Below are 14,617 nucleotides of genomic sequence, written 5' to 3'. Positions count from 1 at the left end.
TTATCTCCCCGTCAACGTATCCGCATAAGGATCGGGCAAAGCTTGCTGCACCTCCAAAAGCGGCAAAGGATCTCCAGTCAACTGTTGGCTAATCAAATTTTTTTTTACCCCATCCCCCTTGCGATCGCGCTCTTGCAAATGCGATAATTCCTCTTGATAAACCGCAAGAATCCGCGCCAAACTCGCCGCCAAATCATCCCAATTCTCATCTCCTCCCAACTTCTCAGAAATTCCCTCAAATAACTCTCCCGCTTGCCTTTTTTGAACATAAGCTTTCAAAAGCTTTCCCGACTTTTGCAAAACGGCCTGATAAATATCCCCATCAGACCACCACAGACCCTGTTGACTCAGCAGCCAAGTCAAAATATACTCGCGAGCGTGTTGCTCCTTCACCCAGGCCGCGAGATACTGCAAATCTTCCATAGTTACAACAGTCTCCTCAATTGTCCTTAAAATGTCCGCTTGTTTGTATCTACCGTTACTGCGATCGACATAATACCTGCCTTATCATCACCTGCCCGCGTCATTAATATCCCTTAAATCTTAAAAAAACCCTACTGATTTACCAAACAGCAATTCTGAGAATATAAAAATAAACCTAAACCTCCTAGGTCTATTGTCCAATACTTTTAGTCCACCGGAAAGCGGTACACCCCGCCTCGCTTTCCTCTCTCGCAAATCAATCCTCAAGCGGGAACAACAAGCGGGTTATTAGCATGACAAAGCAAAATTTTGGTTTAATCGGTCTAGCAGTGATGGGCGAAAACCTAGCGCTCAACGTCGAAAGCAGAGGCTTCTCCGTGGCTGTGTACAACCGCACCGCAGCTAAAACCGACGACTTCATGGCACAACGCGCCCCCGGCAAGAACATTGTAGGCACCAAGACTCTGACAGAATTCGTCGATGCCCTAGAAACCCCGCGCCGAATCTTAGTCATGGTGCAAGCTGGGAAACCCGTAGATGCGGTCATCGACCAGCTCAAACCCATGCTGTCACCGGGCGACATGATTATTGACGGCGGCAACTCGCTATACGACGACACCGAACGCCGCACCAAAGATTTAGAATCGATGGGACTGGGATTTGTCGGCATGGGCATCAGCGGTGGCGAAGAAGGCGCGCTCAATGGTGCTAGCTTGATGCCCGGTGGCACCCGCACTGCTTACGGCCTACTAGAGCCCATTCTCACCAAAATTGCGGCTCAAGTAGATGACGGCCCCTGCGTCACATTCATCGGCCCCGGTGGCGCCGGTCACTACGTGAAAATGGTTCACAACGGTATTGAGTACGGGGATATGCAGCTCATTGCTGAAGCCTACGATTTGCTCAAAAACGTTGGTGGATTGAACGGCCAGCAGTTGCAGGAAGTTTTTGCCGAATGGAATACCACAGACGAACTCAACTCGTTTTTGATTGAAATTACGGCTAATATTTTCAAGTACAACGACCCAGAAACTAAGCAACCCTTAGTTGAGGTAATTATGGACGCAGCCGGCCAAAAAGGCACCGGCCGCTGGACTGTTATGAGTGCTTTGGAATTGGGCGTGAGCATTCCTACAATTATCGCTGCTGTGAATGCCAGAATCATGTCTTCTTACAAAGACGAGCGCGTTAAAGCTTCCCAAGTACTGACGGGGCCTAGCGGCAAGTACGAAGGCGATACTAAAGAGTTTGTGAACAAAGTCCGGGATGCGCTTTACTGCTCGAAAATTTGCTCCTACGCGCAAGGAATGGCACTGTTAAGCGCGGCATCGAAGTCGTACAATTACGATTTGAGTTTGAGCGAAATTTCCCGAATTTGGAAGGGTGGCTGTATTATTCGGGCTGGATTTTTGGACAAGATTAAAACAGCTTTCAAGGACGATCCCACGTTGCCGAATTTGCTGTTAGCGCCGGAGTTCAAACAGAGCATTCTCGATCGCCAATCGGCTTGGCGAGACGTGTTAGCTACTGCTTGCCAACTGGGGATTGCAGTGCCAGCATTTAGCGCCTCGCTGGACTATTTCGATAGCTACCGGCGCGAAAGATTGCCGCAAAACCTCACGCAAGCTCAGCGTGATTATTTCGGGGCTCACACCTACGAGCGCACCGACAAACCGCGCGGCGAATTCTTCCACTCTGAGTGGACGCAGACTGCTAAAGAATCGCTGCAAACCGGTACTACCGATTAATTAATTTTTGTAGGGTGCGTTTCGGCGCACCTTACAGATAGAACATGAGATTACTGCCAACTAATCTTTTTCCTGAATCCACACCGATACTGAACCGCCTTGACAGCGAAACTCGCCCCAACCCCACTCGTTAGTAGAAACAGGTTCCTGAATATGCCCTGTTAAGTCCACAAACTTAGCATGAGGTTTACCAACTTCCATCCACTTGAAACCCTCCGGGCCGTCACTCATAATTACTGCCATTGCCTGTGGATGTTTCCCATTGCCCAATCTCGTCCAGCCAATGGTATTCCAATGATCGAAATAGTCATATTGAGGGCCGTAGGCGAAGTTTTTGCGAGCATGGAGAAACTTGTCAATTAACGATCGATGAGAGGGCAAAACAATTTTATACCGCTTGCCATCACGCCCCCAATCTTCATATTCTGCACCGTAATAATCGCCGTAGAAAACGCACGGATAACCTTCTCTTCGCAATAAAATAATCGCATAAGCAAGAGGTTTAAACCACGGTTCTACAACAGATTCAAGTGCTTGCAGCGGTTGGGAGTCGTGGTTTTCGACAAACGTTACTGCATGAGTCGGTTGCTGCTGCATCATTGTACCGTCTAAGATGCGCCGCATATCGTAGTTACCGCCCTGTTGGCTGGCGTAATGAAAGTTGTAATGCAGCGGCACATCAAAAACTGACATTTTGCCCTTAACTGAACCGACATACCAGTGCAGGATATCGATATTTGGTGCCCAATACTCACCGACAACAAACAAATCTTTGCCGACATATCGCTCCATTTCATCCAACCATTCCGGAAAAAACCAAGACGATATGTGCTTGATGGCATCTAAACGGAAACCGTCGGCACCTGTTGTGTCGAGATACCACTTACCCCAGCGTGTAATTTCATCTCGTACCCATTGATCTTGGAAATCCAAATCGCACCCCATTAAATATGCAAAATTGCCATTTTCTAGGGCAACATAGTCATCAAACATTTTCCCTTCTACCAAATAGACTGTACCGCGATCGTCTGGATTGTATTCGTTGTAGTCTACTGCGTCAAAATGCCACCAGTGCCATTCAAATTGGGAATATTTACCTTTGCGTCCGGGAAAGTTAAAATGAGTGTAGCTTTTGATTTCTTGCAACCAACCTTTGGGATTTAGCCGATCGTGGTAAGGATAAGGAGTTGCCTTAAATATCTCTGCTGCATCTGCACCAATTTTATGGTTGATAACTACATCGGCATAGATTTGGATCTGAGATTGGTGCAGGGCTGCGATCGCATTCAAATATTCCTGCTTAGTACCATATTTGGTGCGAATTGAACCTTTTTGGTCGAATTCTCCCAAATCAAATAAGTCGTAAACCCCATATCCAACGTCGCTTTGCCCGCCAATTCCTTTGTAAGCTGGGGGCAGCCACAGTGCCGTAAAACCCGCATCAGCCAATTCTTTCGCTTGATTTTTCACCTCATCCCACAGGGTTCCTCGATCGGGAATGTACCAGTGGAAATATTGCATCATCGTGCCGTTGATATCTGCCATTTTTCACCCTTGCCTTGAGATGATACTGACAATTTAAGGCGATCTTAGGCTACAGCCTTGCCCATTGTCACTGTATCCCCATTAATTTTTTCTAAAACTCCGGTTTGGGTGTGATTAAAGTTTTGTTACAGTTCTCAACTATAACATCCCTTGACTTTCCCCTGACTCTTTGAACCATACTTGAACTTGAGTGCAGACAAAAAGCCCAATTCCTAGATCGGAAATCTAAAAGAATCACTAAGTAAGCTCACAAGGTACTTGTGAACTTACTTGTTATCTTAGTAAATAACTATACTGAGCAAATCTGCTACCATCAGAATTACTCCTTTTAAAAAAAATGTAATTTTATGAAATCTTTTATTGGAAGAGCCGCTGCCGTTTTAGGTGTGATTGCGACATCGGTATTGGATACATTGAAAGAAGAAAAGGAAAAACAGCGTTTATTAGACAGTAGTATTCTGGAAGTGGATGAGATGACGGGCAAAGAGTTTGAAAAATTTTTATAGTTTCATTTTATAAACTTGGGTTATGGTGTTACTTTAACTCAAGATAGTCAAGATTATGGGGCGGATTTAATTTTATACAAAGATGGATTAAAAACTGTGGTTCAAGCGAAAAGAAGCAAAAATCCAGTTGGAATTAAAGCAGTTCAAGAAGTAGCGGGAGCGGTCAGACATTACAAAGGAAATAAAGGAAGAGTAATCACGAACAACAGATTTACAGAAAATGCTTACAATCTTGCTAAATCTAACGACGTAGAGTTATGGGATAGAAAAAAACTCATCGAATTTATCTTGACAGCTAAGAACTGTAAATAACTTATATACTAAACTAAGTTATATATAAAAGATGCACTGCTTTCCCAGTATCTTTAATTTCACTGATGATGAATCATGCTACAAATTTCTAATACAGTGTTCATAGACGATCGCGAAATCGAGATTAGTGCGATTCGCTCTCAAGGCGCGGGGGGGCAAAATGTAAATAAGGTGGCGAGTGCTATTCATTTGCGCTTTGATATCCCAGGTTCCTCATTGCCCGATCGCTACAAGGAGCGTTTGTTGCAAATCAACGACCAGCGCATCACCTCCGAAGGTGTGATTGTCATCAAGGCGCAGGAACACCGCAGCCAGGAACAAAACCGGGAAGAGGCTTTGAGACGGCTGCAAGAACTGATTAAAAGTGCGATCGTCATACCGAAAAGGCGCAAACCCAGCAAAGCAACTCGCAGTTCCCAGCGCAAGCGTCTCGACAGCAAAACCAAGCGAGGGCAGATTAAAGCTCTGAGAGCGAAAATTACGGATTGAGGGATGAAAGGTTGATCGGGCTTCTGAGTTTTTAATTATAGCCTTAGTATTTTCCGGGCTTGGGTGCATGACTCAAGCGCTTTTCCCTAGACATTTCCGAACCCCTGCAGGTTAGTTGTCGTTAGGCGAGAGCGATCGACTTGGTAAGTCATCGGGAATTTTGGTTACATCTAATCCTAAAAGCTCAAACATAGTTTTTAGAGAAACCTGGTACAGGTTAGCCAGTGCAGCTACGTTTTCAACATTTGGCATGGACTTTCCTGATTCCCAGTCAGCTTGCATCCGCTCAGAAACGCCGATATGTTGTTTGACTTGAGGGCGGGTTAGGCCAGCTTGTTCTCTGAGAAGCCTTAATGGAGACTTGTCCTTTTCTTGCAAATTTTCTTCCACAGTGCATGAAGTTTGTTTCATGAAGCGAACCTCTTGACATGGTTGTTTAGATGAAGTAGACTTCATGTATAGCGACCAAACAAAGGCCCCCTGGCGAGCCTACTTTCGTCAAAATGCAGGTTTGAAAGACCGCCTTATTTTTCGTGTCTATCAATCGTGCCTGCATACCCAAGCGTATTTTTGCGGCTTGGGCGCATACCTCAAGCCTCTTTTCCTCAAGGCCGAGGAGGTGATGCCATGTAAAAGGTCGATCGACCTCACAGGACAACACAACTCAAAATTGTATCAAAGATCCAGACCAAAACTTCTCCTTTGCGATCGCACAACTTCCGTGCTATCGTGCCATTTCTCGAACCATTCCCGATCATGCCCACATCTATTGACAACTTCTACCTAGGCGATGTCGCCTCCAACTTTCACTTTGCAGGCCCGCTGCTAGACTTTGAAGAAGAAATCCAGAATCAATCTCCCTTTCACGATTTAGACTACCTGACAGGCGAAATTAAAAGGGGATTCCTAGACTACGTGCGTCAAGGAATCATGCTGGACGCGATCCGAAAACTGCGATTGTACAAAAACAAGTTCAAAACTTTTAAAACTTACTGCGAACAAGCATTAGGCAGGCAGTATTTTTACTGCACGCAAATTATCAAAGCTGCTGGCATTTGCCTGCGCTTAATTAAAGCAGGATTTGAGATTTTGCCGAGCTGCGTCGCTCAAGTTGTTCCTTTGTTCAAACACGCAATTACCGACCAATATGGCGACTGTCGTTTACAGGAAAAGTGGCAAGAAGTTGTCGATGTCATACCAAAAGAAAGGATTACCGCAGTAACTATTGCCGAAACAGTTGACAACAATCCCAACCTCCGGCTCAAACAAATTCGGATTAAAACCGACACCTACGCCCTTTTAACGAAAAAAGCAGCCGCAGCCGGACTGTCAATTTCGGAATTTTTGGCAAGGTTGGTTGGCGAATACAATCCCAGAAATTTAGACCGGCCAGCGGAACATACTCCCGAACAAGAGGAGATTTTAGACCAATTAGACGCGGAGTTTAAGAAGCCGGCAACAGAACAGACTTCAACTTCTGCCCCAGGAAAAGTTAAGTCTAAAGGTTTTGGAGTCAAAGTTGACCCTAAAGGTGGTAAAAGAGAAGTTAAGGCGAAAACTTCGGAAAGGGAAGTTAAGGCGAAAACTTCGGAAGGTGAAGTTAAGTTCAAAAATCGGCAAAGTGAAATCAAAGCCGAGAAACAGTCGAATTCATTTAATGAGAAAAATCATGAAGTCATCTGCCCAAAATCCAATCATGCGTCAACTGAAATTAATGGAGGTTCAACTGAACGAAATTCAGTGCCACCTTATTAAAGCCACAGTGTTGAATTGGTGGCAAATAGTTTTGCCTGACGGACAGAAGATTGCGATCGAACACGCGGGCGGCGGACACTGGATTTTTCGGGCTAACGGGCTTGAGAAATCTCATCCAGAAGTGCGGCTAGCGGTGTTAAGGGCGATCGCCGAAGGCTGTCGCCGATAAGTTACGGCTAAGGACACGGCGCGGTGCCGTGTCCTGAGATGGACTGTCGGACTGGTGGGCTGGGGGCGATCGACATTGCTTAAGGTTGCGATCGGAATTTCCCAACTGTTGGGCAAAGTTTAAGGTGGCGGCGTTGTGGGTAGACGGGTGGTGTCAGTATAAAGTTTTTCTACACATGGTCTATTCTCACAAACATTATGGTTTTATGGCTAAGATGATCGCGAACGCAGCTAAAGTAGTATAGATTTTTTATGGAGTAGCTATGCCTTGAAATGAAACTAGCTGACTACATCACTCCTTTTATAAATACCCCATTACAAGTAAGGTAGAACTGGTCGCTGAGTTTAAGCCTCACAGAAGAAGGGCGTGCCGAGACGAAGATGCTGTCATTGGTTACGCAGAAGTGAATGCACCCCGCTTATTAGAGAATTATTGGCATGGGATAGCCTGTTGCACCGTTGATTTTTCGCGAGGTTGAACAAAAATCCAATAGTTGGTTTTGGTCGTTGAGGGCAATTACTGGTGATAATCTCGTAAAACCTGAAGAGCTTGGTCGAAGGTCGCAAATAGCTCAAGCGTGGATACAATGGGAAAAAGAACACGGTTATGAGTGGTAGGTTGGATCACCGTAAAAGTTTGATATTTCCTATTGGGGAGATGGTGAAATATCAGAATGTTTTGGATTGCTAACAAAGGCGCTTAAAGCTGATTTTTGTGTGACATATGCCTGAGCTTCGTGAGTAGGTTTGTCTGGGTATCGCAACTCCAGTTGACCGGCCTTTACCATCTTGCTAAGAAATCTAGAACGCAGATAGTTAGGAGTGTTATCTAGCAATTCTCCAAGTTCTCTAGTGGTTAAAAACCTGTCCTCACAAAGCTGTAGAATTGTTTGCTCCATGACCTCGTTGGACACTTTTCCCTTCTCTCTAACAGGAGCAGCAATTACTTTGAGCGACTCGAAATGATCGGAGCTAACCTGCAAATGATCGGAGCTAACCTGCAAATGATCGGAGCTAACCTGCAAATGATCGGAGCTAGCCGGCAAATGATCGGAGCTAGCCGGCAAATGATCGGAGCTAGCTTGCTCTGAATCAAACCCTGACAATACATCTTCCTGAACTTTTTTCTTAGTTAACCCATAAGCTTGACTAACAATGTCAGACTCTATATCAGGAGGTTCACCTGGAAAAAAGTAAAAGGTGCCGCGACTAGCGCCGTCCGACTCCAAGAAGCCATCTTTTACAAGTGCACATAATGCTTTTGTTAAATCGTGTGGATGAGTTGTAGTCATACACTTGAGCCTAGTGTGCGTCACTTTGCCCTCAATGGCTACTGTAGCTAAGGCCAGTCGTTGCTCATTTGATAACTCTCGAAATGATGATCCAAAACGCTCATCTAGTTCTCTTAGAGTTTCCTCTGGTAGGAGGTTGACCATAAGCATTGCCAATAAGGTTTGCTCTGGTTCCACTGTATCTAGTAACTGAGGCAATCGCCAGTGTTGCTGTTTCCAGTTGCGGTAAATTTTTGGAATACCAGAACCCGCCTGTTCACCAAGACCAACAAGCTGAAACATTTTTTGCAAGTTGCGATTACGACAGTCACTGGTACCACCACGCAAGGCATCTTCCAATGGCAATCGCATTGTGCCAGGGTTGCGAAATAAGAACATATCGGGACGCTTAACGATCAAAATCGGTACTCGCCCAGTGTAATCTGCGTGGATTAGTGTATTAACTAATGCTTCGCGTAAGGCTTCATGTACTGGTGTTTCGTCTACTCGTTCTGCACCTTTGAGTTTGAATGGTACTTTCAGATCGGAAAATAGCTTTTGAATTACTTTTCGGTAAAAGTCATAAAGGTTGCCTGACCATGTTCCATCAGTAGTAACACGATCTACCCATCTGGCTTCAGTTCTAGGTTCTGGGCGCTCTTGATAATCCACTACATAGTTAGGTACAGCCTCAAGAATTGACGGGAGTTTGCCAAACATCAACAAGCCAGCTAGTGTCAGTCCTTCATCTCCAGTTTGGCGATCGCGCCTCCAACCACCTAGAGAGCGCAGAAATTCTTGATCGTCTAAATCGAGCCAAGGATGAGTAGGCTTGGTCGCCTTAAGCTGATTTCGATAAACTTTTAGAGTATTTTCATCTAAGTCATCGAAACCATATTTTTCTAATAATCGGCTATCTCTTACGTCCTCAACCTGCTCTGCCATCATTCTTTTGACTGTTTCTTCATCGCACAGGTAGTCTCCCTCGTAGTTTCGCCGATAAGTACCTTTTAAAGGATTCTGCCCTCTGTATACTGGGCGTTGCGCTCGGGATGCTCTTGGTACTTGTATGCGAATAACTTGCTTACTTTGTACTTCAATAACATCCACCATCCGATCATTGAGCAAATTAACACTGATCTGCTGGAGATTGTTCAATCCATCCCAGAGTGATTTGAGAACGTGAGGCGGATCGCCAATACCTGTAGCAACAAATTTACCTTTCGGCTTCTCATCAATTCCCAAAAATATTATACCGCCGTAAGTGTTAGCCATAGCAGCGTAAGATTCAAAGAAGCTTTTGGGCAGTTCGCCCTGTCCATCACGACCTGCTGCCTTCTTTGCTTCAATATCACAGCCTTCGGCTAGATCTTCAATGTCCAATATAGATAGGCTAGTCACTGTCGCTCCTCTGCACAACTATCAACATTAACCCGCTCTTATAAAAAATACTATACTATCGAATCCCTAGCGATATTTGATACTCTCCCACTTGGGATTGAGGGACCTAAGCTGGGTGTTAACCCTCTGTTTTCGAGTTTTCCACTCAGATTCTTCCTTCATTTCTGCTGGCTGCAATCAAGCTATAATTTAAGACCGTTCTCACAAAGGCTTATAGCAATCTTGCTCTACCCTGCTAACCTGTTTGCCACACCCTGAGCTATCCGATCGCACCAAACCAAAATCACAGGCTAACCAGACATTAAGGATGTGATCGCCCTTGACCTATCAAACTCTAGCCGATCGAGCGATCGCCCTTTAAAATCCCACCATACCATAAAGCGCTTCGACGAAAGCGGACTCGTAAACTCTGGTTCCTTTGGATTGACACAACTCGACTCTAACAAGTGACCCCTACGATGTCAAAGTAGTGTTCTAACCAACTAAGCTATGCGATTGCATATCGCTTCAATGCGTGACATTTTCCCAGACTATACTCAAAAGACATCTCCAATAATCAATTTGAAATCCTTGTACCTAGATAGTTGAATCTTACTTTCCACAGATGTCTAATGCTCTGCCTTACTCGATTTGATGAAGCAATTTCTCAATTGTCTCCACTAATGTTTCAGGCTCAACAGGCTTGGGAAGATGCCTTTGAAATCCGGCTGCTAGTGCTTGCTTTTGATTGGTCTCCCCTGCATACGCTGTCAGGGCGATCGCGGGAATCTCTCCTCCCTCCTGTGTGGAAAGTTGTCTCACTTGACGAATCAACATATAGCCATCAATTTGTGGCATTCCAATATCAGCAATCAAAACATCTGGCTTAGATTCATTGAGTTTTTGTAGTGCATCTTTTGCTGAAGATACAGAGATAACTGTGGCTCCCGCTTCCTCCAAAATACATTGAACTAACTCTAAATTGTCTACTTCGTCATCGACGGCCAGGATACATAATCTAGCCAATGGTAAACAGTGAGATTTGAGTGAGAGATTATCGTTGCGATCGCTGTTTGCATAATTGCTTCTGGCGAATAAAGGAAGTGTGACAGTAAATGTTGCTCCCTGTCCTTCTCCAAAACTTTCGGCTTTGACAGTTCCACCATGTAGCTCAACGACGTGACGCACGATCGCTAATCCCAGCCCTAATCCACCAAATGTTCTCGTAATACTGCTATCGGCTTGTCGAAATGTGTCAAATACATAGGGAATAAATTCTGGCTTAATCCCTTTCCCTGTATCCCTGACTTGAATTTGAGCAAAGGAATCAATTTTTTTTAGCTCAACTTCAACTCTACCTCCAGTGGGGGTAAACTTAATGGCATTGGTGAGCAAATTCCAGACAACCTGTTGCAATCGGGTAGCATCTCCTAACACATCGCCGACATTGGGTTCTAGCTGAGTTTGAAGTTGAATGTTTTTCGCTTCGGCGGCTAAACTAACTGTTTCGATCGCAGCTTTAAGAGTTGTTTTCAAATTAATAGGAGTAGAGTTCAAACTCAGCTTCCCTTGCAGAATGCGAGAAATATCTAGCAAATCCTCAATCAGTTGAACTTGCAACTCGGCGTTGCGTTCAATTGTTTCGAGAGCTACCGCCGTCTTGCCAGAATCCAAGGTTCCCCTTCGCAGCAGCCGAGTCCAACCCAGAATCGGATTCAACGGAGTTCGCAATTCGTGCGACAAGACAGCTAAGAACTCATCTTTAATTCGGTTAGCTGCTTCTGCTTGTGTCCGTGCTTGCGATTCTGACTCGTAGAGCCGTGCTCGGTCGATCGACTGCGCTGACTGCTGTGCCAGTGCCAAAACGAAAGCCCGATCGCTCTCACAAAGCTGGGGAAGGGTGGAAAAACTCAGCGACAGTCCACCAACGGCTTGTCCTTCAATCAACAATGGCACTGAAATCCAGGCTTTTGAACCAGCCTTGGCATAAGCTTGGGCTAAATCAGGATAACGGGCAATTCGGTTTTCGATAGTTTCTAGCCAAACAGGTTGCCCACTTCGCACGGCTTCTGCCAGAGGATAGGGTGCATGAATCGAAAAACTGCGCTGAAATTCTGCTACGTGCTCGTACCCGATGGCTTTAATAATCTCCAGTTCGCTTGCATCCTGGTTTAATACCGCAACCAAACCACAACTTGCTCCGAGTGCGGACATTCCCTGTTCAATAATCACCTGAGCCACTTGAGCCGAGGTTAGGGATTCAGACAAAGCTGTCATCACCGTCAGCAGTCGAGCCGTCCGGTTAGCAGCGAGTTCGGCGGCTAATTTCGCTTGTTGTGTTTCATTATAGAGACGAGCGTTATCAATGGCGATCGCTGCTCGCTGAGCCAAATCTTCCGCCAAGGGAATGTCTTCTAGGCGATAGCGGCGATCGGATTCAGTAAACACAAAGGTAATGCTACCCAACACGCGCCCGCGTGCCTGTAGCGGTGCAATGATGCAGGACTTTAACCCAACTCCACGTATGATTTCCAGGTATTCAGCATTCGGCACTGCGGCAACTAACTGTTCATCTGTAATCTCAATCCCAATTTCAACCTGTCCTGTTTGCATCACTTTAGCAATGCCATACCCATCATCGAGATGTCTGGGAAAGCGTTGAGCCAACTCCCAGCCAAACTTCACTTTTTCGGGATCTGAATGAGCAACTGCAACCCGGCCAATTGTGCGATCGTCATTCAGCAGATCGACACTACACCAATCTGCAAAATAAGGAACTGCCAGCTTTGCAACGCTTTGGAGAGTTTGTTCATACTCTAGTGAAGAGGAAAGGACAGCACTCACTTGGGCTAAAAATGCTGATTTTTCCTGAGAAACCTCTGCTAAAGCACGGGCTGCCTGTTCTTGAACAAGCTGTACTCGTTCGTCTTCGGTTTGCTTGCGTTCAGTAATGTCGCTGAAAGCAGCAATGATATTGATAATTTGTCCCTCTGCGTCAAACAAAGGGGAAGCATTGATCGAGAGAATCCTGCGAGTTCCATCGGCATGGCTAATGCCATGTTCAATACCATAAACAGGCTCACCTGTTTGCATAACCCTCGCAAATGGGAGTTCCTCTTCTGGGAAAGGATGACCCTCCACGGTTGTAATGAACCAGGATGGATCGTTATAGCCTCGCTCCAGAATGTCGCTGCTAGTTAATCTTAAAATCCTCTCTGCTGCCTTATTCGCGGCAATAATCTGTCCGGTAGAATCTAGAATGGTGATGCCATCAGGAATAGTTTGGAAGATGCTAGATAATTGCGCTTCACCCTCACGCAGAGCAGTTTCTGCCTGCTGGCGTTGTGTAATGTCGTGCATCACGACAACAGCACCCTGTTTTTCGCCGTTTGCGGCAATAATTGCCTGTCCAGTTGCTAACAGCATTCGCGCCGTTCCATGCTGCGGAACAATCATCATTTCCACATCACGAACGTTCTGTCCTTGCAATGCCTGGAACAGGGGAATATCCTCTGTATTCATGGGTGTTTTGCCGTCGGGCAAATACAAGTTATAATACTGGGCCCATTGCTCCGGTGGAACTGGCTGCTGAGGTAGTCCATGAAAATCTTTAGCTGCTTGGTTAAATACCGTCAATATGCCCTCGGCATCGCAAGCTACAATGCCAGCTTGAACGTTGTTTAGAATTGCCTTCAAAAAGTCCTGTTTTTTCTGGAGAGTGGCTTCCACCTGCTGGCATTTGGCGATTTCGGCTTTCAATTGTCGATCGAGTTGAGATGTTTGAGTCGTATCTTGGAAGTAAATAAGTAAGCCATCTTCACTCTTGATGAGGCGAATTCTCAACCACTTGTTGAGTGAGGGGTAGTGTTCTTCAAACTCGATCGCCTTTGGCGTTGCGATCGCTTGATGACAATACTTATATAGCTCAGAAGTAAGATCGACCGAAAATATAGTCCATATATTTTTGCCTATCAGGTGTTGCCACTTCTTGTTTAAAAGCTGCTCTGCTTTATAGTTGACATAGGTGCAGTGCCACTCTGAATTAATAGAAATAAAAGCCTCAGTCATGTGAGCGACTATCACCGCAAATCGTCGTACTTCGAGTGCTGGGCAGTGCGTACATAGCTCTTGAGGGAAATTTACAGTAAGCTCTTGTCCATGATTCAAGGAGTGTGTACGTTCTACATTCATTGCGGTTAGTCCTGCCTATTTACCTATTATGCCAGTTATTGTTAGGGAATCAAGATATAATATGCCCAAAACCTAAGTCATTCAGTGTTTAAGCACACGGGCGATCGCCACTCATGGGACAGCACCGCTAAAAATTCGTCTTGAATCCGGTTAGCGGCTTGTGCTTGAGGCCGTGCAAGACGATCGCATTCTAACTGTTGTTTTCTTTCTTTTTCTGCTTGCTTGCGCTTTGTTCACGGATGGGGATAGTGCCGACGAGAATCGGGCTATCGTTTCTTTAACACCGAACTCATGCAAACTACGCAACTGCCCAGCAACAGCCTCGACGAAACGTGGCGACTGTACTAAATCTCTGGCCTAGACATATTCTGTCATTCCTAATTAATAATGCCAAATCCACCAGTTTGGTTGTAGAAACAACAAAACCCGCTTTGTGGGCGGGTTTTAGGTGACAAAACTGGACTCTAAAAAGTGACCCCTACAATGGCATTGTAGTGCTCTAACCAACTTAGCTATGCGATCGCCTCCGCACTTATCCACCGTTAAAAATTTGCTTAGCGGTCAAATTTAACTCGGGAAACACCGCTGATTCAATCCTTTCCTCTGCCCGAAACAGCTTAATTTGATACTCACCATCTACTAACTGATAAACCGATAAAGTAGGCTGTTTAGGATAACCAATATAACGGCTACACCCTAAACCCAAATAATCTACAATCCAATATTTAGGAATGCTTAATGCTTCACACTCAATCAGGGTAAGCTCATCTAATTTGGTATAAATTGTACTTGACAATGACTCAAATGAGTGTTCTTAAGTCAAGTCGCT

The 14,617-nt window shown here is 45.3% G+C and carries 11 protein-coding genes and 1 pseudogene; 6 read left to right on the top strand and 6 right to left on the bottom strand.

Features of this window, described 5'->3' with window-relative positions; translation table 11 throughout:
* The gene (locus QUA45_RS17815; RefSeq protein ID WP_333099602.1) at positions 1-423 is read right to left on the bottom strand and encodes a hypothetical protein; all 423 of its coding nucleotides are present in this window, start codon (positions 421-423) and stop codon (positions 1-3) included.
* A 293-nt stretch (positions 424-716) separates the two neighbouring features.
* Here QUA45_RS17815 and gnd point away from each other — a divergent pair, with 293 nt between their 5' ends.
* A complete protein-coding gene (gene gnd, locus QUA45_RS17810; RefSeq protein ID WP_333099601.1) occupies positions 717-2,171 on the top strand; it encodes a decarboxylating NADP(+)-dependent phosphogluconate dehydrogenase in 1,455 nt (484 codons plus the stop codon).
* A gap of 60 nt (positions 2,172-2,231) precedes the next feature.
* Here the strand turns inward: gnd and QUA45_RS17805 are convergent, their stop codons facing one another.
* On the bottom strand, positions 2,232-3,716 hold the full coding sequence (locus tag QUA45_RS17805; RefSeq protein ID WP_333221723.1) for an alpha-amylase: 1,485 nt from the start codon (positions 3,714-3,716) through the stop codon (positions 2,232-2,234).
* Between the two features lie 347 nt (positions 3,717-4,063).
* On the opposite strand from QUA45_RS17805, the gene QUA45_RS17800 reads away from it, so the two are divergent.
* The 3 genes from QUA45_RS17800 (at position 4,064) to arfB (ending at position 5,023) form a co-directional block, all read left to right on the top strand.
* Positions 4,064-4,222: a hypothetical protein gene (locus QUA45_RS17800; RefSeq protein WP_333221722.1), complete on the top strand. Its 159-nt coding sequence runs from the start codon at positions 4,064-4,066 to the stop codon at positions 4,220-4,222.
* A 15-nt stretch (positions 4,223-4,237) separates the two neighbouring features.
* Positions 4,238-4,534 carry a restriction endonuclease gene (locus tag QUA45_RS17795; protein ID WP_333221721.1) on the top strand — a complete coding sequence of 99 codons (297 nt, stop codon included), beginning with the start codon at positions 4,238-4,240 and terminating at the stop codon, positions 4,532-4,534.
* Positions 4,535-4,609: 75 nt separating this feature from the next.
* Positions 4,610-5,023, top strand: a complete 414-nt coding sequence (arfB, locus tag QUA45_RS17790) for an alternative ribosome rescue aminoacyl-tRNA hydrolase ArfB (RefSeq protein ID WP_333221720.1) — start codon at positions 4,610-4,612, stop codon at positions 5,021-5,023.
* Between the two features lie 111 nt (positions 5,024-5,134).
* Here arfB and QUA45_RS17785 read toward each other — a convergent pair whose 3' ends face one another.
* Positions 5,135-5,434: a helix-turn-helix transcriptional regulator gene (locus QUA45_RS17785; RefSeq protein ID WP_333221719.1), complete on the bottom strand. Its 300-nt coding sequence runs from the start codon at positions 5,432-5,434 to the stop codon at positions 5,135-5,137.
* A 345-nt stretch (positions 5,435-5,779) separates the two neighbouring features.
* Between QUA45_RS17785 and QUA45_RS17780 the strand changes: the two genes are divergently transcribed.
* Positions 5,780-6,778, top strand: coding sequence for a hypothetical protein (locus QUA45_RS17780; RefSeq protein WP_333221718.1), 999 nt, complete (start codon positions 5,780-5,782; stop codon positions 6,776-6,778).
* Positions 6,779-6,785: 7 nt separating this feature from the next.
* Positions 6,786-6,947: a hypothetical protein gene (locus QUA45_RS17775; protein ID WP_246276752.1), complete on the top strand. Its 162-nt coding sequence runs from the start codon at positions 6,786-6,788 to the stop codon at positions 6,945-6,947.
* Positions 6,948-7,593: 646 nt separating this feature from the next.
* Here QUA45_RS17775 and QUA45_RS17770 read toward each other — a convergent pair.
* The 3 genes and pseudogenes from QUA45_RS17770 to QUA45_RS17760 form a co-directional block, all read right to left on the bottom strand.
* The gene (locus QUA45_RS17770) at positions 7,594-9,618 is read right to left on the bottom strand and encodes an RNA-binding domain-containing protein (protein WP_333221717.1); all 2,025 of its coding nucleotides are present in this window, start codon (positions 9,616-9,618) and stop codon (positions 7,594-7,596) included.
* A gap of 621 nt (positions 9,619-10,239) precedes the next feature.
* Entirely contained in the window at positions 10,240-13,788 is a 3,549-nt protein-coding gene (locus QUA45_RS17765; RefSeq protein ID WP_333221716.1) for a PAS domain S-box protein, read from the bottom strand.
* A 532-nt stretch (positions 13,789-14,320) separates the two neighbouring features.
* Positions 14,321-14,545, bottom strand: a pseudogene (locus QUA45_RS17760) (Uma2 family endonuclease); the annotation flags it as partial.
* Positions 14,546-14,617: the final 72 nt, after the last annotated feature.

Origin of the sequence: Microcoleus sp. Pol12A5, from assembly GCF_036701435.1 — a bacterium.
Lineage (GTDB): Bacteria > Cyanobacteriota > Cyanobacteriia > Cyanobacteriales > Microcoleaceae > Microcoleus.
This window is presented reverse-complemented; position numbering and strand designations above follow the sequence as displayed.